A 22,695-nucleotide genomic window follows, 5' to 3' on the forward strand; every position below is an offset into this window, starting at 1 on the left:
CTACCTGCCCTCCGCTACTAGTTGTAGGATCATTCCGGCCTGAAAACCTGCCCCAAAGCCGTTATCGATGTTCACGACGGTAACACCCGCCGCGCACGAGGTCATCATAGCAAGCAGCGTCGTTATTCCTTGCAAATTAGCTCCATAGCCTACCGAGGTAGGTACGGCGATCACCGGTCTTCGCACGAGACCTCCAACGACGCTTACTAACGCGCCTTCCATGCCGGCTACACCAATGACGACAGATGCTTCGCGAATTCTGTCCTTTTGACTAAGCAGCCGGTCAATGCCTGCGACGCCGACATCGAATATCCGGTCCACCTCGCAGCCCATCCATTCGGCCGTTCCAGCTGCCTCTTCCGCGACCGGAATGTCTGATGTGCCTCCCGTTAATACCGCTACTTTCCCGGGCAGCTTTCGTGCCGATTGTCCAAGAGAGATCAGACGTGACACTTTGTCATAACGAGCCTCCGGGTATTTGCCCAATACCCGCTCAGCCATCTCTGCTGTAGCCCGAGTGACCAATGCACGGCCATGAACTTCGGCAAGCCGGGCAAAGATAGTCTCTACCTGATCGGTTGTTTTCCCCATTCCAAACACAACCTCCGGATGTCCCGTTCGTTCATCACGTCCGACGTCCAGCTTGCAAAATCCTAGATCCTCGAATTCATTCATCCTGCCGTACCCCCAAGCTTCAACGCCTTATTCATGCTGCCGCTGCGATAACCGGTCAAATCCATGGCAACGTAAAGATAGCCCAGCTCTTTCAAGCGAAAAGATATTTCCGTCGAGTGAGCCAGCAGGCGCTCCATGACGGCCGGCTCCACCTCGATCCGGGCAATATCGCCATGGCTCCTCACTCTCACTTGATGGAATCCAAGCGAGCGGATATATCGTTCTGCTTCTCCGACCCGTCCAAGCTTCTCAATCGTGATCGTCTCCCCGTAAGCAATCCGCGAGGAAAGACATGCAAAGCTTGGTTTACTCCAAGTCGGCAGGCCATACTCGCGAGACAAATCGCGGATTTCCTCCTTGAACAGCCCTGCCTCCTGCAGCGGTCCGCGAACTCCTCGTTCCTTCGCCGCCTGTACACCAGGCCGGTGCTCGTTCATATCATCGGCGATCAGCCCGTAGACGATATGCTTGTAGGCACCGTCCGCAATAAACGGCTCCAAATGCTCGAACAGGCTTCTTTTGCAAAAATAACAGCGGTTGGCGTTGTTTTCTTTATACCCCGGAATACTTAATTCCGACGTCTCGATCACCTGATGCCGCGCACCGATCTTTTTCGCCAGTTCGATCGCTTCCTCAAGCTCTTCCGTCGGATAAGTCTCGGAATCGGCGGTAACGGCGAGAACCCGGTCAGCGCCCAGCGTTCTAATTGCGGCATCCAGCAAAAAAGTGCTGTCAACGCCTCCCGAGAACGCGACGACAACGGATTCCATTTCGGAGAGAATCGTCTGAAGCTTATCGTATTTATCATGCATGATTCTGTATTCCTCCTTCGGCTAACGGTTGCTCGCAGGCTGCAGCTTGGCAATGTCTCGCATCGGCTCTTTCAACCGATCGTATAGATTCAAATAGAATGGAAGCAGTGCTTCATACTTTTCGTAATTGGACAAATCCGGCTCATAACGTGTGCCCTTCAATTGACTCCATCGCAGCAGCGGGCCGCTGCAGTCTTCCAGGGCATACAGCCCTAGCTGGGCAGCACCGAGGCCTGAGCTTTCAACCGAGTCCGGCACGCTGACAGGAACGCCCAGCATATCAGCCAGCATCTGGCACCATAACGCGGAACGGGCAAAACCGCCCGAAGCTCGAATCTCCTTCGGCTTCTCGCCTGCTTGCTTCATTAGAGAAATGATTGCTGCAATCTGGAACATTACTCCTTCCAATGCAGCGCGCAGCATATCGGTTTCCGTATGAGCCAGCGTCAGCCCGAACATAACACCCTTGGCCTGAGCATCCCAGAATGGCGCTCGTTCTCCGGATAACAATGGCAGAAACAGCAAGCCGTTTGCGCCTGCCGGAGAAGCCGCAGCTAACGGAAGCACTTCCTCCAGCGGCTTGCCGGGATAAAGCCGGTCCGAGATCCATTGCGCAACAATTGCTCCATTATTAGAAGGGCCGCCGACGATCCAATGCGATTTTGTCAATGCATAACAGAACAGCCGTCCCTCCGGATCAAAGGTTGGGCGCTGGACAGCTGTGCGTACCGCACCGCTTGTGCCGATCGTGACCGCCATCACACCTTCCTCTACCGCTCCAATTCCGAGATTGGCCAATACGCCGTCCTGTGCACCGACGATAAATGGAGTATTCGCATCAAGTCCCATCCGCTTCGACGGCTCGCCCAGCAACCCTTCAAGACGCTTCGTTGTCGGTACGAGCTGCGGCAGCTGTTCCTCGCGAATACCAGCCAGCTGCAGCGCTTCCGCATCCCAAGAAAGGGTTTTCAAATTGAACATCCCCGTTGCACTCGCCAGTGAATAATCCATCACGATAACTCCGAATAACTTATTCAGCACATATTCCTTTATGCCGATAAAATGCTGCGCGGCATGAAATAGCTCCGGACGCTCTTCACGCATCCAGATCAGCTTGACGAGCGGCGACATCGGGTGAATGGGCGTCCCCGTTCGGGAATAAACCGCCAAGCCAGTACCGTCGCTCAATAATCGCTCCGCTTGAACGGCGCTGCGCTGGTCCGCCCAAGTAATGCTTGGCGTAAGCGGCGCGCCTTCTCCATCAACAAGGATCAGGCTATGATTGGCTGAGCTGAAGGCGACACAGCGAATGTCAGCCGCCGTCCAGCCGCCATTCTTCATTACAGCGGCAACACCGTCCAGCACCGCCTCGTAAATAACGTCCGGGTCCTGCTCGGCATAACCGGGACTTGGCGTATGCAGCGGGTACCCGATAGAGTGGCTGCCATGAATGTTTCCGTCTGCGTCCACAGCCAGCGTTTTCGTGCTGGTCGTGCCAATATCGATAGCTAATACTAGCTGAGTATTCATTATCATTTCGCCAAATATCCTTCCTCGTCGAACGTCCATTCATAAGGACCTTCCAGGATCTCAATCCGCGGATTCGCTTTGGCTTCCTCCAAGAGAGATTCCGAAATTTCAATTTCTCCCAGATGCAGCGTATCCCTGATCCGGGCCAGCCTGCACATCGTATAGTCCAAAATATTGCAGGTCTTGATCGCCGCTTTAATCGCATCCCGGTCATCAGCAAGCGTAGTCGCCTGCTTCGTTGGCGCGCATACCGTGGACGTCAGTCCATTCGCATACGTTCCCGGCCAGTCTGTCTTGCCGACCAAGCGGCTGGTCGTGAAGTCAGCGGTGCCTACCCCGTTGGCGTTTCCTTTCGATTCGGGGGTCAGATCGAGTACGACCATTTTGTTCACGTCCGGCCCGCCATGGGCGTAAGGCGTGGGATAACGGCCGGTAACGTTGGGATCAGCACCGTCGCCGCTTATGTTTTTGCCGATATAATCAATAACAAGCACATCCAGCTGGGAAAAAAGAATTTGAGGCAGGCGGCTTTTCGCCTCTACAAGCAGCTCCTTCTCTCTCTCTTCCATCCTATCGACGCCAAGCACCTCAATGCGGCAAATCTGGTCATAGGCATTCTCTACGACAGCAACGCCGAAGTGAATGGGAAGCTTCTGAATCATAACCCGGGCCATTGCCGGAACGTTCTCCGCCATATATTTGAAGCCAAGCTGATGGCAGGCTTCCGCGCCCTTTTGCTTGCCGAGGCCGATAGAGATCATTTTGAGCAGGCCGCTTTCAATCGCTCCGCGAAACGCTGTATGCGGCTTGATGCGGTTGATCACGACGATGGCGTCGGCCTCGGTCGCCGCGATTTTGTCACAATAAATCGGCAGGCCGTTAGGCAGCCGGTCCAGCTCCACGACTTCCATGGAGGAACGAACCGGACAGCCCATCCGCTCCTCGTCGATGCCCAGATGCGCCAGCACCTCCGCTTGCCCTTTGGCGGAAGCACCGCCATGGCTGCCCATACAAGGGACAATAAACGGCTCCGCACCGATACGCTTCAGCTCATCAATAAGCGTCTTGGTCAGCTCTGCAATACGGGAAATGCCCCGGCTGCCGACTGCTACCGCTACTTTTTGCCCGGCTTGGATTTTCCCCATAGACGGCTCGCTCCGCAATTGGCGTTCAAGCTCTCCAAGCGGATCGTCCAGAATGGTGTCGTCAAACGACTGGCGAATTTTCACCATTTTTGGAATCGGCGTATGCTCTACTAGGCTTTTCAGTAAGTCACTCATAGCGTCATCGCTCCAAATCCTCCGTCTACCCGAAGCAGCGCTCCAGTGACAAATGATGATGCTTTGGCGGAAGCCAGATATACGACCGTTCCTTGCAGCTCTTCCGGATCACCGAAGCGGTTCATCGGCGTATGCCTCATAATCGATTCCACCCGTTCCGGCGATAGAATCGCTCTATTCTGTTCAGCCGGGAAAAAGCCCGGAATAATCGCATTGACCCTTACCCGGTCCGGAGCAAACTCGCGGGCGAGAAACTGGGTTACACTGTTGACGCCTGCTTTCGAAGCGGAATAGGTGAACACTTTGGAAAGCGGGGGCGATGAGGATACGGAAGAAATATTAATAATAGAGCCGCCTTCGCCTTGCTCAATCATCTGTTTGCCGAATACCTGGCAGGCAAGCACGACACTCTTCAAGTTCACGTCCATAATGCGGTCCCATTCGTCCATGGTGAGGTCAAAAAACGGTGTCGTGCTGTTCGTTCCAGAGGCGTTGACTAGCGTATCTACCCGGCCTCCCCATTGCAAAACCTGCTCAAGCACCGATTCCAGCTCGGCTTTGTTAGTAGCGTCCGCTTGGAGGGCAATCGCTTGACCGCCTCCTGCCTCGATCTCCTCGCATACCCGGTTGGCCTTCCCCATATCCCGGCCGACGACCACTACCTTAGATCCGGCTGCCGCCAGTGCAGACGACATCGCGCCGCCCAGCACGCCATTGCCGCCGATGACGACGGATACTGTATTTTGCAAATTAAACATCAGCTAAACCACCCTTTTCACCATAATAACAACGTTGTTATTTTTATGATATCTGAATCTTCATTTGCTGTCTAGCAGAAAATAAGGCGCTTTCTTTTCTGAAAAAGCTGTATTATGATAAGCTCATTCTACTAACTCGTACGCCAACCGTTTTATCGGAGGATAACCATGGTCACCATTAAAGATATTGCCGACCGCGCAGGCGTCAGCTTCTCAACCGTCTCGAAGGCGCTGAGGGACAGCCCGCTTGTGCAGGACAAAACCAAACAGCATATTCTGTCCATCGCCAAGGAAATGGGCTATCAGCCTAACATCGCGGCCCGCAGTCTCGTATCCCGGAAAAGCGGAGCCATCGGCGTCGTATGGCCGTCTATCGAACGCGCTGCGCTCTCCTCGCTCTTGACGAAGGTGAATGAAGAGCTTGAAAAACAAGGCTATATTACGCTGCTGTCGATCAGCCATATGGAATCGGCGGTCGAAATTTTCCGCCGCTATCAGGTAGACGCTATTCTCGTTTTTGGAGATAGGGACAGTATAGCCAGCGCGCCTCTCTTAATTCCGCCGCAAATTCCGATTTTGACCTATGGCACAGCCGGCCATACCGCGCATTCCGCTGTTGACGTCAACCGTGGCCAAGCGATCCGTCTCGCCGTTCGCCATCTGGTGCAATTGGGACACCGGCAGATCGCCTATATCGGGGAACCGGATAGCCCCGATCCACTGCAAACTGTCAAGATCGAAGCCTTCCGCGAGGAAATCCTCCAACTGGGCCTCCCTTATGATCCCGATTCCGTTCTGCAGTTGAACGGCCTGGAATTCCATGACGGCTTCATGGCGGCCCGCGCCATGCTGGAGAGAACAGTAAGACCAACGGCTGTCATAAGCGGCGGCATCGACCTGACGCGAGGCATGCTGCGGGCAATTGGAGAGCATGGACTTCGCGTGCCGGAAGATATATCGATCGTCAGCTACGACAATCTTCCCCAGATGGAAGAGATCGGCGTGCCAATGACTGTAGTTGGCGCTGCCATCTCGACGATTTCTTCAGCTATTGCAGCTACGATTTTCGAGCTGATTGATCGCCCCGAATCGTTAAAGACGGTATTCTTAGAGCCGGAACTCATCGTTCGCGCTTCTACCGCCAAGCTGCAAGTCTGATAGATAGGCCGCCGCGTACAAATAAAAGAAGACCTTCCGTGACAACGGAAGGTCTTCTTGACGATTCAGGAAATCATTTTTTGCGTATGGCACTCTTCCTGCGCCATTCAATGATTCCTTGAACTGGTCTTATTTTTTGCTTGTACATAAGACCCTCAAAAGCTCTTATAGCGTTGTATTTTCCCTCACGGGAGGCCCTTAAGACCCTCGCAGGGTCTTAACCGAGTGAAAACGAGGCCTCACGCTTTAAAAACACAGCCATCCGGTGTGCGTAAGACCTCAGAGGGTCTTATAGCGTTATATTCACCCTCGTGGGAGGCCGTTAAGTCCCCCGTAGGGTCTTAACCAGCGGCTCCTACGAGAACATACGGCTTAATCACTCTGCGTATAACGCCGCCTTACAGAAAAGAGAAGCCCCTGCCTGATCAAACAGGCAGAGGCTTCCCGCCCCTCTAGTACATAATAGCAGAAGGCTATACCTCTTCCTCAACAGCGGTATCAAACGCCTTGTTCTTTTCCGCGAATCTGGCGTTATGCGAGGAAACCTGCGCCCTCTGCGGCGCATCAGGGTCCAAATACCGCTTCGCGCTGTTAACAGCCAGCGCCGCATCCGTGAAGGCTCCGGCAAGCAAATACAATTTGCTGCCATAATTGGCTGCATCGCCGGCTACGAAGATGCCTGGCAAATTCGTTGCGAGCTTCTCGTCTGCTTTGAAATTCCAATCCTCTCTCTGCAGTCCCCAGTTCACAACAGGACCGAAATCACCCCGCAGGCCATGATTAATCAGCACGGCATCCACCGCAATCTGCTCGGAGTTCTCTGCCGGCTCCCCGTCCGCATTGACAGGCGCAATCGATACCGCTTCAATTCGATCCCCATTGCCATGCAATTGAGTCACGGCGTAGGGAGTGCGAACATCAGCGGAAGATTCCTTCATTCGTCTCACACTCCGCTCATGCCCGCCGAATCGTTCACGCCGATGCACGACGGTAACGGATGAAGCGATGTTCACCAGCTCATTTGCCCAATCGACCGCAGAGTCACCTCCGCCGGATATAAGCACCCGTTTGCCGCGAAAGCCCGCCAATTCCTCCACCGTGTAATAAAGATTGGTCACTTCATATCGTTCGGCACCGGAAATATCCAGCTTAGCAAGCTTGAGCGCCCCATGGCCCAGCGCCAAAATCAAGGTTTTGCTGAGGTGCTGCTCTCCGCTTTCGGCCGTGAGCAGCATCGTCCCGTCTGCAAGCCTCTCCAGTCCGGTAATCTGCTGGCCCAATACGATAGTGGGCTCAAACGTATACGCCTGCTCAATCAATTGACGTGTGAGCTGGCTGCAGCGGATTGGCGTTATTCCGCCGACATCCCAGATCATTTTTTCCGGATAAATAAGCGTTCTGCCGCCAAGCTCCTCCTTGGCTTCAATCAGCTTCGTCTTCATATCGCGCATTCCGCTATAAAAGGCGGCGTAAAGGCCGGAGGGACCTCCGCCGATAATCGTTACGTCATAAAGCTCCAGCTTCTCTGTCATCTTGTATGCCTCCCTCTAAACCTTCTTGCGCTTAAACAGCAGATACATGAAAAAAGGCGCACCGATTCCCGCAGTAAATACGCCAGCCGGAATGTCGAGCGGCTGAAAGAGAAGCCGCCCTGCCAGATCGGCCAATAGCAAAATAATCGACCCAATAAGCGCGGACACGGGAATAATTATTTTATAAGAATTGCCTGCTAGTCTCCTTGCAATATGGGGAGCCATCAGCCCGATAAAAGAGATCATACCGGCTACTCCGACAGCAGCCCCGGCAAGGGCAACACTATAGAACAATAAGATCATCCGGCTAAGCTGAATGCGGCTCCCCAGTCCGCGGGCCGTCTCTTGCCCCCAACGATTGCACATTCAATTCCTTCGCATACAGCAGAGCAAGCGGGATAAATAGAGCTACCCAAGGCCATAGCACTTTAATGTAGCTCCAGTTCGTTCCGTAAATGCTGCCGGTCATCCAATTCAGCACCTGGGCGGCCAAATAGGCCGGTCCGCTAATGAGCAGGAAAGTCGTCAGCGCACCCATCGCTGTGGAGATACCGATTCCGATTAGCACCAGCCGGAATGGCGACACGCCTCTTTTCCAAGTGAACACATAATTCAGTACAACGGCTGCTAATGCGCCGGCTATTGCGATGAACGGGACCCAGTGAATGCTGTACCCTGTCATCAAGGTCATGAACGCGACCACCGCAACGGAAGCGCCTCCTGTAACTCCAAGCAAATCGGGCGACGCTAACGGATTGCGGATAACGCCTTGCAGAATAGCACCCGCGACAGCCAAAGCTGCTCCAATCAATACAGCTGCAAGTATACGCGGGAGACGGAACTGCATGACAATTAAATTGCTGCTCTCCGTGTTGCGTCCCGTTAGGGATAGCCAAATTTCGTGGACGGGCACCTTTACTCCGCCTAATGACAAGCTAAGAAGGGACAGGAGAACAACCGCAGCAAATAAAGAGAATAGGATGACGGTATATTTCATAGCGCGTTGTCTAAACATGCCTCCTCCTTCTAGCCGCATGAATCAGAAACGGAACCCCGATTACCGCTGTCGCCACGCCCACAGGAACTTCCTTGCCATCTAGAATGAAACGTGCGCCCAAATCGGCTGTCACCAGCAAAATAGCCCCAATTACGGCGCAGTAAGGAAGCAGCCACCTGTAATCATTGCCGATCAAATATTTGCAAAGATGCGGAACGATAAGCCCGATGAAGGCAATCGGTCCTGCCGCCGAGACGGAGCTTCCTGCCAGCAGGACGATTGCCGCGGCTGACAGCAGGCGGACGAAGGTAAGGCGCTGTCCCAAACTTTTGGCACCGTCATCGCCAAGAGCCATAATGTTGAGCGATCCGGCAAGCAGCGCAGCGAGCAGCAGACCCGCAGCCATATACGGCAGCACCATCAGCAGATGCTCCAGATTTCTTCCCTCCACGGAGCCGATCATCCAGAACAACGCCGATTCTAGCGATTGCTTATCAATCAATATAATGCCGGATGTAATGGAGGTAGCGAAAGCAGCGATGCAGGCGCCAGCCAGCGTCAGCTTAATCGGCTCGAACCCTCCGCCCTGCAAGCCCAATATGTAGACGATCATCGAAGTCGTAATCGCACCGGCAAAAGCGAGCCACACCATTCCGTTCATCGTTAGGGACGCGCCAAATGTCGTTAATCCGATCACAATAAATAACACCGCCCCGGCATTCACTCCAAATACCGAAGGGGATGCTATCGGGTTTCGTGTCAGCACCTGCATAACAGCGCCTGCTACGGCGAGACTTGCACCTACCAAAGCGGCGATTAATGCTCTTGGCACTCGCGCGGTTGTTAGAATAAGATGGTCATTCGAGCCATCGAAGCTGCTGTACGCAAGCCACAAGTCCTTGATTCCATAGAGATGAAGACCAAACAAAATACTGCATAGGACGCTGATTAGCAGCAGCAGGACAGCTGCTGCAAGCCCTATAGTCTTGCTCTTGTTGCTTCGCATCACGAAGAGCTTATTTCCGCCCACCACAAGCCTCCTATTTGTCACAATATCAGAAATCATTAAGAAGCTGACGCGACAACGACGCCAGCTTCACACCTAACTTTATTTCACGTCAAAATAAGCTACAATTTCATCCAGCAGCAGGTTGGCTGCTTCATAACCGCCTGCTGAATTCCAAATTCCCTCATCGACTTGAATGACTTTATCGTTTTTCGTTACGTTCAGGTTTTGGAACAAAGGATCCTTTTTCCATTCCTCAACAACTTTAGCTGCATCCGTCTTGCCCGGATTTTCTGATACGAAGTAGAACATCACATCTCCGTCCATGCTCGGAATCGTTTCCTTGGACATCACTTCAATGAATGAATCCTTGTCTTGCGATTCAGGACGGGCAATGCCAAGCTGATTCAGAAGAACGCCTGAGAACGTTTGCTTCTGATAGATACGCACTTGCTTCGCTGAGAAGCGTACGACCGACACTTTCGTATCCGCTTTGCTGCCGAGCTTGCCCTTCACTTCTTCAACGCGCTTATCGAAAGCAGCCATTGCCTGTTCGCCTTCTTGCTGTTTATTCAAAGCCTCCGAGTAAAGCTTGAAGTTGATTTTCCAGTCTCCCGCCAAATCATCCGAGAAAACCGTCGGCGCAATTTGCTTCAGCTGCTCGTAGATTTTTTCCTGACGAACCTTATTCCCGATAATGAGATCAGGCTTCAAGCTCGCAATCAGCTCAATATTGGGCTGGAGCTCATCCCCAACTACCGTAACGCCTTCCATCTCTTCCTTGATATGATCGTACCAAGGGTCGCCGATCCAGGACTGTACGGCACCAACTGGTTTAATTCCCATAGCCAGAAGCGCTTCTGTACCTTCATTCGTCAATATAACGACACGCTCAGGGTTGCCGGTAAGCGTCTCTTCCCCCATCGCATGCTTAATTACTCTCGTTGACGCACCAGTTTCAGCAGCCGGGCTGGCCGTAGCCGTTGCCGCAACATTGCCGCTTGGCGTATTGCCGTTCGCTGCGCCTGAATTCGTTCCGCCTGTCGAGCATGCGCTCAAAAACAATGCAAAACAAAATAATAGTGTTGCTGCCATTGCCGTTCTAGACTTCCTGTACATTGGTAAATCCCCTTCTCGTTTAGATTGATAACGATTCTCAAACTCATTACCAATATAACGTTGCTGCCTTCTCGCAACAATGGGATATCTGAACAAATAGGATGGATTATTTGGACGCTGCTTTTGCTGCTGTGCTTTTTCTTTGAACAAGGTTGGCGAAACACCCTCGTGCTTCTTAAATATCCGGCTAAAATAATAGCTATCCGCATAACCGACGCTTTCGGAAATATCCTTCAGCGTCAGCTCCGTCGTCAGCAGCAATTCCTTCGCTTTATTCATCCGAACTTGAATTAAATAATCGATCGGGCTTGTTCTCACTTGCTTCTTGAACGACCGGAGCAGCTGGCGCGAGCTGCAGTCCAGCATCTCCAGCAAGGATTCAAGCGTAATCGGCTCCATGTACCGCTCATGAATATATTGAATGGCTTGCGCCACAAGATCCGGCTTCACGTATATGACACTCTGACGCTCCATCTGTTCAAATATGACGTATAGCAATTGATAGAATATCGATTTGATATGTAATTTATCCAATGTATCCGAGCGTTCCCATACTTTACTCAGCATGGTGACGTTGTGAAAGACCGGAATCGGATAATGAGGCGTGAACGAATATTGCATCCGGAAAGGATTATTCTGCTCCATGAGCTTAACCAGCTCTGGGCGGGCCGGAAGCGCCAGCACCGCTTTATACAAAATCATGTAATACTCCAAAAACTCCTCTGCCGCAATATCCAGACAAAGCCCCTTGCCGCCGTGAAGAATGCTGAACCGGCCCATCGTATGCTGCACTCCGTCTAGCCGGATCTGCGCGCTGCCGCGCGTAATGTAGAAGAAGGCGCTGGAAGGCAGCCGATAGGAGCTCAATTCCTCTCCTTGTTCCATCTTCGTATGGCGTACATCTAATATTTTTATGAGTGTATGATCCCATAGCCTGGCATGGTCACTAAGGTTCACCAGCTCGTTCTCCCCTTCCTCTTACTCTCCCGTTTTATCTATGACTTACGCATCTATTATATGTGATAATAATTATCATTTTCAATAATTTTTATCTGTCTAATTGAAAAAAACAAGGTACTCCTGTTGACTGGAGCACCTTGTTTTTAACTAACCTTCACAGTTGCCGTATAATAACTATGTTTTAACGTAGATTGTTTAAAGCTATACTTTACTTTTTCCACCTTAAAAGGCTCCTCGTATTTCGATTCCAAGTATTGTTCTACTGTTTTTTGATAAAGATACATACTTAATGGATTGCCATGTATAAAGCTATAAACAAAATAGTTAAACACAAGTACAACTACTGTAATTATTGATAAAATAACTTTCAAGCGAACACTTCCTTCTCTATAGCTTGATTTCTTTAAAGCTAGCTTGTATAGCTAGTATATTTTTATCAACTGTACACTCATCTGTATAAGCCTCCAATCCGGCTGCATTCCAACTCTCCGTAAAACCTAACAGTACTTCCCTCACTTCTTCAAAAGAATTATTAGCCAAACCAATGCTAACCGTTACGATATAGCATTGTTCTATTTTAAAATATTCGTTTACTTGAAGTGTCTCGAATTTAATGAAAATTCCTTGGAGCCATCTCCCTAACTGAGCTGCAACCTCTAATTCAGAATTGCCTTTTACAAAAAAATGACAAACCAAGTTAGATCCCTCTTCGTTATGTAAAACATCAATAAAATGAAAATCGATAAAGCCTTCCTCATAAGCTGCAGAAAATTTACCAGTATGCGCCGATGATAACCTCCAGGTCCATGATTTACTTAAAACCATTAAAATTTCTTGTGCATAAGAGAAATCATGAATATCTGATTGAAAGAAATTCAATTTCGTTAAATAGTAAATGGACTTATCATCTTGGTGTTTCACATTCTCGACCAAACTGCCTGATGCGATGTTGGGTTTCAATAATACAATCAATTTTTTAGCAGCGGCCTTAGACTCCTCTTGTGATCGATATATCGATTTATAATTTAGTATCATCACTCTCATTACCTCCCGACTTACAAAACCGCACTCTTCAAACTCTAATTAGATAAAATAGGAATAAAATCCTTTTTTCGCTTTATCCCATCTACAAAAAAAACGCGCACCGTTAGCAAACGGTACGCGCTGTTATGTCTATTATTTAGCAAAGCTATGATTCCCGATCGTAACAATGACGTCCAGACTCGACCAGAATGAGCCTTTAGAAATGTCGGGATTAAAGAAGTAGAGTGCATCTTCCACATTGTTCTTGCCGTTTAATGCATCCTTTGCTGCGCGAAGGACACTGGCGTTAGGCTTGCTCTTGTCGAGCGTGCCGTTATGCGCCGGAGGGAATTGCTTTCCGGAGTAAATAACGTCGCGGATCGTATCCGGGAACCTGCTGTCCTTCACCCGGTTCAAGATGACGTTCGCCAAGCCAAGCTGCCCTTGGTAGGACTCATAGCCCGATTCCACCATCGTAATCTTGGCAAGCAATTGCAAATCGGCGTCTGTAAACGGCTTGGCTGGCTGACTCAGTACCGAAGGTACGACAACCTTGAGCTTCGTCCCCTGCTTAACCTGCTTGCTGTCCAGTCCGTTCCGTTTCAGAAGCTCTGCCTTGCTGCTGCCAGCTTCCTTGCTGGCGTCTTCCAGTGTATACTCTGCCGATATAACGGCGGGCTGCACCTTAGCCAGCTCGACAACGCTATTCTCAGCATTCATCTTCAATGTTCCGTGCAGCATCTCCGTTAATTGGCGCAGCGGCACAAAAATTCGGCCTTCTGAGGAGAACGGGGCCTCCTCCATCCGGTAGCGGTCTTCGTTGAAATAAACGGTTGGCACTCCGATTCCGAGTACAATTTTATCATTTAGTGCAGTATGTATCGTTACTTCTTCATTATCCTGATCCCAGCTCGTGGTAGCGCCGAACAGTTCGGCCATCCGGTTGACGGGCACATACAGTCTGCCATCAAGCTTGCGGACCGAAGCGGTCAGCTTCTTGCCGTCAAGCTTAATCGTTATGTCATTCGCATCAGCGGCTTCCCGGGCGAGTACATGCGACTGCGGCCCAAAGCCAAATGCAAGCAATGCAAGCACGATAGCCCATATATACGGCTTTCCAGCTCTAATCATGTGTACCTCCTTGTGTTCCGGTTGGTGTAATCTCCCAACAAATATCCGATGGGCAAAATTATACCACAGCTAAGTAGGTCAAAAGGATTAACGTTTTCACAGAATTGAATCTTTTTGTTCATAAAATAGAACAAACCCCAGTACCACAGCCGGTATTGGGGTTCCGTTTTTGACTGCATTATAATGGATTAACGATTAGGAATTAGCTAAAAATTGCTCGTGGAAAATCTTCAGCAAATGTTCCAGCGTAATCGGATCGCTGTATGACGATGCTTCGGTATCGATCTCAATAACACGATTATTTTTAACCGCGTCGATTTTTTTCCATACCTCGGACTGCATAAAGCTGTTCTCACCAGATTGCTTCCGGCTAAGCACGATAAAATCACCTGCATATTCAGGCAGCAGTTCAAGCGAAATCGTATAGTAGCCCGGAGCAAGTGCATCCTGTTTTACTTTATCCGTCATCTGCAGTCCCATGGCTTGATACAAAATTTCGGTTCCGCGTGCCCAGTTATTACCAAGCACATAGAAGTTTTGCGAATCGGTCTCAAACACCGATACGGTCGTATTGGCACCCGCTTTTGCTTTGATCTCTTCACCAGCGGCTTTCGCACGGCTCGTGAAATCGTCGATCCATGCCTGTGCCTCTTTCTCTTTATTCAGCACTTTGCCGATTTCAAGCTGCTGATTCAAGTAATCCAGCTTGCCCCATGTATAGACGATCGTCGGCGCGATTTCGCGCAGCTTATCGAGAATTTTTCATCGTAGAGCCTGCAATAATAAGATCAGGCTTCAGCGCCAAAACTTCCTCCAGTTTCTCATCGGAAACCGTTTGAACGCCTTCCAGTCTGTCTGCGAACAATGGATTGGCCTTCGTCCATTCATCCACGCCAACAAGCTCAACGTCCATTGCCAATATGTTCGGCGCATTGGTCAGTGCGACAATCCGCTTAGGATCAGCCGGGATTTCGATCGGCCCATTCTCCGATACGTATTCGCGTGTTCCGGATTTGCCGGCTGCTTCCTCTTGTTGCGGTTCACGGTTCGCTCCGCAAGCACTGATGACAAGAGTAAGCAACAGTATGACGGCTACAGCAGTTTTTTTCATAATTCAAAATATCCCCTTCCAACTATAAACGATAATGATTATCACTTTCATCACTTTAATGAGTTTTCTGTCTTTTGTCAACAATCAAATCGCAAATACCATTGGAAAAAGGCTGATAAACTGCGGATTTACATGTTGCTTCAGCATCCATTGAACTTGAGTTGTAAGCCGTAAAAAAGAACCTTCATCTCCACCATTCCGGTGAATTTGAAGGTTCTTATACGACAGCCTTGCGACATCTGCTTCATAGAAACATGTACGGGCTGCCTTAGAGATCTATTCTATCTAAACTGTCTGTTACCCGTTCGACACTACGTCTTTCCAGCGCTTGTTGGCGACTATCTCCGCATCCTTCCCCTCGAAGGCACGCATCGCTTCTGAATCATTCATAAGACGATACCGCATCCAGGCCGTCAAATAACCTCTATGCTGGCCGCCGTCCTTTTCAATTGCAGTATGCGCCGCCCCTTTGGCCATAGCCATCATGGCCGGAACATCCGGGCTCGTACCATTAATAGCCAGCTTGTTGGAACCGGAAGGCGAAACGATGAAATCCCGGGTTCCTCCCAGCACGAGAAACGGAACCTTCAATTCCGACGTATCATAGACATCCTCCGGATCACAATATTTCAGCTCTGGAAGGGCAATGGATACGACGGTCTTGATGTCGGCGCCGCGTTCGAAATGCGTATGGGCGTTGATGACACCTGTCGAGCCTTGGGAATGGCCAGCAGCGCCAATCTGATCCGCTTGAATTTTTTGATAAAACAGACTGTCAGCATTATCATTCTCATCCAGCATGTAGGATATAGAATCTATAATTTCTTTCCCGGTTCCCGTCGTCGTATTGTACGTATCGATAACGACAAATCCCCAGCTGGCGAGATGCTGGAACAGCCCGTCGTAATTTGCCGGAAGCGCCCCCGTTCCGTTGCCCCAGGCAATTAGCGGATAAGCGGTATCAAGCACGGAAGGATAGTAGATTTTGTACAAATTCTCCCCATGCTCATCGGTGATTACTGTGGATTGGACTTCAAACTGCCCTGCCGCTGCATATTTCGCTTCGATGCTTCCTGCTGCAAAATTGGCTGAAACCGAATTGATCAAAAAATACGAAAAAATGGAAAATGCCAATATTACTGCAAATACGATGACAAGCGTTCCTGTTAGCCACTTGTTTCTAAATATCTTTCTGACTACTGCCATTCCTTCCCCTCTCCGGAAGCCCTAACAGCTTCCTGTCCAGCGTAAAAACTATGCTTCTATTCTAACATAGAATTGTTTTCCAGCCGAATCTTCCGCCAGACAGGAATAAACTTACCCTTGTGCCACTGCGAGCTGAGGATCAACGCCGGCTCCAGCTGTCTGATCCGCAGGCAATTTCGCTTTACGAGATTCCCGGATAACGAGCAGCCCGATTATTAACGAGACGGCGCCAATAATGATCAGCAGCGCCCCTATCTCCCGGCTGTAAGCCGTAAGCGCACCGTCCCGGAACGCCATTCCGCGGATCAGACGGTTCAGCCAGTTCATCGGAAGCGCCCATGCCGTAACTTGGAAGAAAGCAGGAAACGCCAGCGGGGTCAGCTGAATGCCCGTCGCCAAAAACGAAGGGTATAAGACGAAGCTTGTTCGGAGGCCCACCTTGGACGCATCCTTCGCCGTGTAGCCAAGCAGCATGCCCAGCAGCGATAAAGCAAACGTGTAGACCAGCAAAGGGATAATGAAGATATACGGCGCAGCTTCGAACCGCATCCCCCCGATTTGCTTCAATAGTCCATAAGCTAACAGCAACGAGAGCGTGCTTAGAACCGCATAGGGCACGCTGCGAACCCAAAGCTGCAGCGGCGAATCGCCGTTTGCGAACAGCTTGCCTTCCTTACGGAGACGCGGGGCAACAGACCCTGCTGCGGACGTAGTCATCATGAGCACGATAATATTGACGAAGCCAAGCACCATGAAATCAACATAGCTGGCAGTCGGATTAAACAGGATGCGCTGCTGAAGCGACAACGGAGCAATCAGCCCCTTCGATGCTTCGGCATCCCATCCTGTCTGGACCAGACGGGTCATCGCGATCGTCGTATTTTCCGTCGTAACGATTTCTTGTATAGCGGTTCGAATCCCCATTAATCCGGATGGCATCGTATTATCCATCAAGATTCCAATGTTCGAGGATTTGCCCTGCAGCTGCCGCAGCTCCAAATCGTTAGGAAGCGTAATAACCGCCACAGCCTGCTCGTTGGCGAGCAAAGTTTCAGGATCCATCCGGTTTGCGAACACATTCGTGACCTTCATATACGGGGAAGCATTGAGCTTGGAGATAAGCTCCCGCGAATAGGAGCTGTGATCTTCGTCAATAACGACGACCGGCGATTCGGCAATTTGGTTATGCGAGAACATGAAGCCAAAAAATACGGCCGCAATAATCGGTCCTACAAAGATGGAGATGAGAAACTTGCTGCCCGCAACATATTTCCATTCCTCAAGAAGCGATTTCATCAAGATCCACCTCTGCAGTCATACCCGGCATTAATTTATCATCTGAAGCTATCGCTACCCGGACAAGATACATGCTCAAATCTGCTTGGCCCTTCTCACGGCTCATTCGCAAGCTGGCGAATTGAGGAGCGGCGGCGATTGAAGCAATTACCCCTTCGGCATCATCCGTAATTTTCACATTCGGAAAATGAACCTTAACGCTTTGATTGAGCTGCAGTTTTTGAATTTGGCTTTCCTGCACGTAAATATCCGTGTAGTAGGCAGTCTTTTGCACAACAGCCAAAGGCATGCCTTGCGCAATGGCATCGCCCTCGTTGGCTGCGATTTTTGTAACGAACCCGTCTTCCGGTGCAATGACTTCAACGTCGCTTCCCTCAGCTGTCTGAACCTTGAACAGTGAATCGCCTTTTTTGACCGTATCGCCTGCCGCTACTGAAACCTCAATGATTTTTCCGGGATTGCTGCCATATCTGACAGCCGTTTGCTCCGATTCAAGGATGCCTTGTTTCCTGTTCTCAGCTTGGCTGACTGCATCTCTTCCTTTAATCGCAAGCAGCGAACCTCCTGCAATTAATAGGACAGCAAGAACCAGATATACCGTTGTTTTGACCTTCATTATAATGTCTCTCCCTCTCCCTGATCATGTCAGGCTCTGTTTTTAGTTAATTTCCCCACAGCTTGCTCCGCCGCTTCCATAATGACTTCTCCAAGCGTCGGATGCGGATGAATCGTTAAAGCCAAGTCCTCTACTGTCGCGCTCATCTCGATGGCCAGAGCCAGCTCTGAAATGAGTGTTGAAGCTTCCACACCAACGATTTGCGCACCGATGACAATGTTGGATGTCTGGTCCGCAACAATTTTCACAAAACCATCTGTCGCTTGCAGCGCAAGAGCCCTGCCATTAATTGTAAAAGGCGACTTGCCGGTGACAACTGCAATCCCCTTCGCTTTAGCCTCGGTCTCGCTTAAGCCAACGCTTGCCACCTCCGGCTCCGAGAACATGACGAGCGGAATTGCCTTATAGTCGATAGTTGAGGCTTGGCCTGCTATCGCTTCTGCCGCAACCTTCGCTTCATAGGAAGCTTTGTGGGCAAGGGCAGGGCCTGCCGTAATATCTCCAATGGCAAAAATGTGAGGTACAGCCGTTCTGCCTTGTTTGTCTGTCTCAATGAGTCCTCTGCTTGTAACAGGCAGGCCGATACGCTCCAGCCCCAAATTGCCGTCCGTATTCGGTTTTCGTCCAACGGTCACCAGCGCATAGTCCGCTTGAATGACATGCTGCTCCTGATTCTGTGAATAATGCAGCGTTACGGAATCCGCAGTCTGCTCTGCTGCCGAAGCAATTGCTCCGGTTATGATCGTTACGCCGTCCGCTTTTAGCTGCTTCAACACGGGAGCAGTAAGCTCCGGCTCAAATCCTGGCATTGCTTGTTCGGCCCCCTCGAGAATCGTCACTTTTGCTCCGAACTTGGCATACATCTGTCCCAGCTCCACGCCAATATAACCGCCGCCAATAATAACTAAGCTGGCTGGAATATGCGATAGCGACAAAGCTTCAGTAGAGGATAAAATACGGCCGCCGAACGGCAAAGCCGGCAGCTCGATCGGACGGGAGCCTGTCGCCAATATGACATGCTTAAATGTAATATGCTGCTCCGTGCCCGCTCCTTTAATAAGAGCTGTATGCTCGTCAATAAAGCTGGCTTCCCCCTCGACAATTTGTACGCCAGCATTTTTCAACAGAAACCTGACTCCTCCAGACTGCTTGTTCACGACCCCTTGCTTGAAAGCTTGAGCACTTTCGAAAATCAACGGATCATTCACTCTGTTCAATTGATTGAGCATCTGATAACGATGTGATTCAGCAATCAATGCTTTTGAAGGAATGCAGCCCACATGCGTGCACACTCCGCCAATCCCATTACGTTCAACCACAGCTGTCTTCAAGCCAAGCTGCGCAGAACGCAGCGCTGCTACATATCCCCCCGGACCGGAACCGATGACCAGGTTGTCGATCGTTTCATGCTGACTCATATCTTGATTCCTCCTTAAAATATTATGACCATAATATATTATAATCATCATATTTTAAAATCGTCAATAGCCTCCTTATCCCTTTCGGCATTCGGCAGGCCAAATTGACAGGCTTTATTATGATGATTATAATATTTTAAAAAAAGATCGATTTCGAGCGACAGGAGTGATTGCGATGCCTTATCCAGAGGGCCATAAGCTCAAAGTTCGGGGCAAAATCATTGAAAGTGCCGCACAAGCCTTTCGAACGAACGGCATCCGCGACATAAGCTTGCCTTTTATTATGAAAGGAGCAGGGCTGACTCACGGAGGGTTTTATTCGCATTTCGACAATAAAGAGCAGCTGGTCGCCGAAGCATGCCGCTATGCGATTGACGATACGATTGCTTACTTGCGGGAAGCGGCCGAGAATGCTAAGGGTGATCCCAAAATTCACGCGGTCATTGACTATTATTTAAGCCAATCTCATCGTGACCAGACGGAAATGAGCTGTATTCTTCCCGCTCTCTCCAGCGAAATATCCCGCTCTTCGGAAGAAGTCCGCAACGTGTATACGCAAGAGCTGGAGCGAATGATCCAGTTTATTGCCGATGTAGCTGAGGTTGATGTCTCCACAGGCAGCGTACTGTTAAGCACGATGGTTGGAACGCTTGTGCTTGCCCGGTCTGTTAATGATCCCCTGCTAAGCGACAGGCTGCTGGCCTCCGGCAAACAGCAAGCTAAAGAGCTGGTTGCGAGCTAAACTGAAAACCATGCAAAATAAGCCATAATAAAAGCTGGCTGCTTTTATTATGGCTTATTCCTGTTTGTTCTATCATTCATTACAGCCCCGTTTGACTCTTCTTTCCCTTCTTTATTGAGCATTTCGCCTTTCCATCATCAATCGCAGCAATCCGCATACTCGACCTAAGAAGGGGAAGAAACCTGTTCGTAGGTCTATTTTATACTAGACGGTCTTCCGGTATAGTTCTGATGTAGAACAATTTCGGGAGGTTTAACCGTATGACAGAAGCCGTATTGCAGCTTCGCAATGTAACGAAAAAAATTGGCGGACGCACAATTGTCGATAATCTTACCTTCGATATACCCGCAGGGGAAGTATTTGGATTTCTTGGGCCCAACGGGGCTGGCAAAACAACAACAATTCGCATGATCGTCGGCTTAATCTCCATGACGAAGGGCGAAGCACTCATTAAAGGCGTCTCCGTCCGCAATTACTTCGAGCTCGCAATGACCCATGTTGGAGCCATTGTTGAGAATCCGGAAATGTATAAGTTTCTGACCGGCTACCAGAACTTAGCTCTCTTCGCACGACGGCACAACGGCATTACGAAGGAAAGAATTAACGAGGTCGTCACGATGCTTGGGCTGCAAAACCGGATTCATGAGAAAGTGAAGCGCTACTCCTTAGGCATGCGCCAGCGGCTGGGCGTTGCGCAAGCCATTCTGCATCGTCCTTCACTTCTCATTCTTGACGAGCCAACCAACGGTCTTGATCCCGCAGGCATTCGCGAGCTTCGGGACTACTTGCGCAAGCTGACGAAAGAAGAAGGCATTTCCGTTATCGTCTCTTCCCATCTGCTCTCCGAAATGGAGCTGATGTGCGACAGAGTAGCTATCATTCAAGGCGGCAAGCTTATGGACATTAGATCCTTGCAAGAAACACGCGATGCTGCCCAGACCAAAATCATTATTGAAGTTGACGATATACCGGCCGCGGAGCAATTGCTTGCTTCCGTCTTCGATACTGCCCGAATGAACGTAATAGGCGATCAGCTCGAGCTGACGGCGGATAAAGAAGCGATTCCTCATATTACGAAGCTTCTCGTCAATGCAGAGATTGAAGTGCTTGGCATTCATGCGGTGCAAAAATCGCTTGAAGATCAATTCCTTGAAATTACCGGGGGTGAGATGATTGTCTAGTTTGTCGAAGCTAATCCGCAATGAAAATATGAAAATTTATAGGCGTCCCCGGACATGGATTATGATCGCTTTCCTCCTGCTAACCGTCGCTTTGCTTAGCGGACTTATGAATTGGGAATCGTACCGGAACCCCAGCACCGACTGGGAACAGGGCTTAATCCAAGTTAACAGCAGCATGCAGCAAGAGCTGCAGAACAACCAAGAGCTAAATGGCGACCAGAAAAAGCAGCTTACAGAACAGATTAAGCTTAATGAATATTATTTGGAGCAGGGCATCAATCCCCGCGAGCTTTCACTTTGGGACTATGTCAATAACTCCTCCTCCCTAATCATTCTGGTCACCATACTAACCGTTATTATTGCAGCCGATATGATCGCCGCCGAGTTTTCCTGGGGAACAATTAAGCTGCTGCTTATCGGTCCCGCATCACGGACGAAAATTATGGTCAGCAAATATATCGCTACGATGGGATTTGCACTGCTGCTGCTCTTGCTTTGCTTTGGATCTGCCTTCGCTGCAGGCGGCATCCTGGAAGGCTTCGACGGACTCAGCCAGCCTCTTCTGTCTGTCAATGCGGATGGTATCGTGCAGGAAAGCTCTATGATTGTTGACGTATTGCAAAAGTACGGCTTTGCCGTCATCTCGCTCATTATGTATGTCACGATGGCCTTTATGATCTCTTCCGCATTCCGCAGCTCCTCCATGGCGATTGCATTCTCGCTATTGTTCATGCTGGTAGGCAATACGGTAACGATGCTGCTAAGCAGCTACAGCTGGGTAAAATATTTGCTCTTCGCCAACATCGACCTGACGCGATATTTGGAAGGCTCCTCGCCCCTCCGGCCGGAGATGACGTTATCCTTCTCTATTCTCATGCTTGCCATCTACTACTTGGCCTTCCAATTCATCGCGTGGCTTCTGTTTACGAAGCGTGATGTGGCTGGTTAATTTATTTGAATTAATAAACGGGCTATCCCTTAAGTCATTAAATGACAAATGGGATAGCCTCTTTTTTGTTTAGGTTAAAAGCCTCCTATGAATTTGAATGTTCTTCCGATCGCAATTGCTCGGGGATTCCATTAAATCAACGAGGCAAGGTTGGAATCCCCTCACAAAAGCGAACGCTGACGCTTCTCCAGAATC

At 50.0% G+C, this 22,695-nt stretch carries 21 protein-coding genes and 1 pseudogene; 4 read left to right on the top strand and 18 right to left on the bottom strand.

Going from position 1 to position 22,695, the window contains the following annotated elements:
- Genes larB through TY10_RS11020 form a run of 5 tightly spaced genes read right to left on the bottom strand, consistent with a single transcriptional unit; the run spans position 1 to position 5,055 of the window.
- Complete coding sequence (gene larB, locus TY10_RS11000) at positions 1–675, bottom strand: nickel pincer cofactor biosynthesis protein LarB (protein WP_042163220.1); 675 nt, start codon at positions 673–675, stop codon at positions 1–3.
- Positions 672–1,487 (bottom strand): ATP-dependent sacrificial sulfur transferase LarE, encoded by an 816-nt coding sequence (gene larE / locus TY10_RS11005; protein WP_042163222.1) that lies wholly within the window; start codon positions 1,485–1,487, stop codon positions 672–674. Before larE ends, larB begins: the two co-directional genes overlap by 4 nt.
- A gap of 21 nt (positions 1,488–1,508) precedes the next feature.
- Positions 1,509–3,017, bottom strand: a complete 1,509-nt coding sequence (locus TY10_RS11010; protein WP_042163407.1) for a gluconokinase — start codon at positions 3,015–3,017, stop codon at positions 1,509–1,511.
- A gap of 2 nt (positions 3,018–3,019) precedes the next feature.
- Entirely contained in the window at positions 3,020–4,297 is a 1,278-nt protein-coding gene (locus tag TY10_RS11015; RefSeq protein ID WP_042163224.1) for a nickel pincer cofactor-dependent isomerase, group 22, read from the bottom strand.
- A complete protein-coding gene (locus tag TY10_RS11020) occupies positions 4,294–5,055 on the bottom strand; it encodes an SDR family oxidoreductase (RefSeq protein ID WP_042163226.1) in 762 nt (253 codons plus the stop codon). The genes TY10_RS11015 and TY10_RS11020 overlap by 4 nt, the downstream gene beginning before the upstream one ends.
- 168 nt (positions 5,056–5,223) lie before the next feature.
- Here TY10_RS11020 and TY10_RS11025 point away from each other — a divergent pair, with 168 nt between their 5' ends.
- Positions 5,224–6,213, top strand: a complete 990-nt coding sequence (locus tag TY10_RS11025; protein WP_042163227.1) for a LacI family DNA-binding transcriptional regulator — start codon at positions 5,224–5,226, stop codon at positions 6,211–6,213.
- A gap of 473 nt (positions 6,214–6,686) precedes the next feature.
- Here the strand turns inward: TY10_RS11025 and TY10_RS11030 are convergent, their stop codons facing one another.
- The 13 genes and pseudogenes from TY10_RS11030 to lpdA form a co-directional block, all read right to left on the bottom strand.
- Positions 6,687–7,745: an NAD(P)/FAD-dependent oxidoreductase gene (locus tag TY10_RS11030; protein ID WP_042163228.1), complete on the bottom strand. Its 1,059-nt coding sequence runs from the start codon at positions 7,743–7,745 to the stop codon at positions 6,687–6,689.
- A 15-nt stretch (positions 7,746–7,760) separates the two neighbouring features.
- On the bottom strand, positions 7,761–8,111 hold the full coding sequence (locus TY10_RS31490) for an iron chelate uptake ABC transporter family permease subunit (RefSeq protein ID WP_238327544.1): 351 nt from the start codon (positions 8,109–8,111) through the stop codon (positions 7,761–7,763).
- Positions 8,053–8,760, bottom strand: a complete 708-nt coding sequence (locus TY10_RS11035; protein WP_238327545.1) for a FecCD family ABC transporter permease — start codon at positions 8,758–8,760, stop codon at positions 8,053–8,055. The genes TY10_RS31490 and TY10_RS11035 overlap by 59 nt, the downstream gene beginning before the upstream one ends.
- Positions 8,753–9,748, bottom strand: a complete 996-nt coding sequence (locus tag TY10_RS11040; RefSeq protein ID WP_042163408.1) for a FecCD family ABC transporter permease — start codon at positions 9,746–9,748, stop codon at positions 8,753–8,755. The genes TY10_RS11035 and TY10_RS11040 overlap by 8 nt, the downstream gene beginning before the upstream one ends.
- 102 nt (positions 9,749–9,850) lie before the next feature.
- Positions 9,851–11,824 (bottom strand): AraC family transcriptional regulator, encoded by a 1,974-nt coding sequence (locus TY10_RS11045; RefSeq protein WP_042163229.1) that lies wholly within the window; start codon positions 11,822–11,824, stop codon positions 9,851–9,853.
- Between the two features lie 146 nt (positions 11,825–11,970).
- Positions 11,971–12,198: a YfjL-like protein gene (locus tag TY10_RS32665; RefSeq protein WP_042163231.1), complete on the bottom strand. Its 228-nt coding sequence runs from the start codon at positions 12,196–12,198 to the stop codon at positions 11,971–11,973.
- A 16-nt stretch (positions 12,199–12,214) separates the two neighbouring features.
- Positions 12,215–12,865, bottom strand: a complete 651-nt coding sequence (locus TY10_RS11055) for a hypothetical protein (RefSeq protein WP_155985805.1) — start codon at positions 12,863–12,865, stop codon at positions 12,215–12,217.
- Between the two features lie 138 nt (positions 12,866–13,003).
- Positions 13,004–13,981, bottom strand: a complete 978-nt coding sequence (locus tag TY10_RS11060; protein WP_042163235.1) for a cell wall hydrolase — start codon at positions 13,979–13,981, stop codon at positions 13,004–13,006.
- Positions 13,982–14,176: 195 nt separating this feature from the next.
- A pseudogene (locus TY10_RS11065) lies at positions 14,177–15,092 on the bottom strand (iron-hydroxamate ABC transporter substrate-binding protein).
- Between the two features lie 297 nt (positions 15,093–15,389).
- Positions 15,390–16,298, bottom strand: coding sequence for a poly(ethylene terephthalate) hydrolase family protein (locus TY10_RS11070; protein WP_042163237.1), 909 nt, complete (start codon positions 16,296–16,298; stop codon positions 15,390–15,392).
- 111 nt (positions 16,299–16,409) lie between these two features.
- Positions 16,410–17,594, bottom strand: a complete 1,185-nt coding sequence (locus tag TY10_RS11075; protein WP_042163239.1) for an ABC transporter permease — start codon at positions 17,592–17,594, stop codon at positions 16,410–16,412.
- On the bottom strand, positions 17,578–18,210 hold the full coding sequence (locus TY10_RS11080) for a biotin/lipoyl-containing protein (RefSeq protein WP_042163241.1): 633 nt from the start codon (positions 18,208–18,210) through the stop codon (positions 17,578–17,580). The genes TY10_RS11075 and TY10_RS11080 overlap by 17 nt, the downstream gene beginning before the upstream one ends.
- A 29-nt stretch (positions 18,211–18,239) precedes the next feature.
- Positions 18,240–19,628: a dihydrolipoyl dehydrogenase gene (gene lpdA / locus TY10_RS11085; RefSeq protein ID WP_042163244.1), complete on the bottom strand. Its 1,389-nt coding sequence runs from the start codon at positions 19,626–19,628 to the stop codon at positions 18,240–18,242.
- 175 nt (positions 19,629–19,803) lie between these two features.
- Between lpdA and TY10_RS11090 the strand changes: the two genes are divergently transcribed.
- From TY10_RS11090 to TY10_RS11100, 3 genes are all read left to right on the top strand, one after another.
- Positions 19,804–20,370: a TetR/AcrR family transcriptional regulator gene (locus TY10_RS11090; protein ID WP_042163246.1), complete on the top strand. Its 567-nt coding sequence runs from the start codon at positions 19,804–19,806 to the stop codon at positions 20,368–20,370.
- Between the two features lie 260 nt (positions 20,371–20,630).
- The gene (locus TY10_RS11095) at positions 20,631–21,551 is read left to right on the top strand and encodes an ABC transporter ATP-binding protein (RefSeq protein ID WP_042163248.1); all 921 of its coding nucleotides are present in this window, start codon (positions 20,631–20,633) and stop codon (positions 21,549–21,551) included.
- Positions 21,544–22,500 carry an ABC transporter permease gene (locus TY10_RS11100; protein ID WP_052350489.1) on the top strand — a complete coding sequence of 319 codons (957 nt, stop codon included), beginning with the start codon at positions 21,544–21,546 and terminating at the stop codon, positions 22,498–22,500. Before TY10_RS11095 ends, TY10_RS11100 begins: the two co-directional genes overlap by 8 nt.
- Positions 22,501–22,695 lie beyond the last annotated feature (195 nt).

This window comes from Paenibacillus gorillae (assembly GCF_000513275.1).
Lineage (GTDB): Bacteria > Bacillota > Bacilli > Paenibacillales > Paenibacillaceae > Pristimantibacillus > Pristimantibacillus gorillae.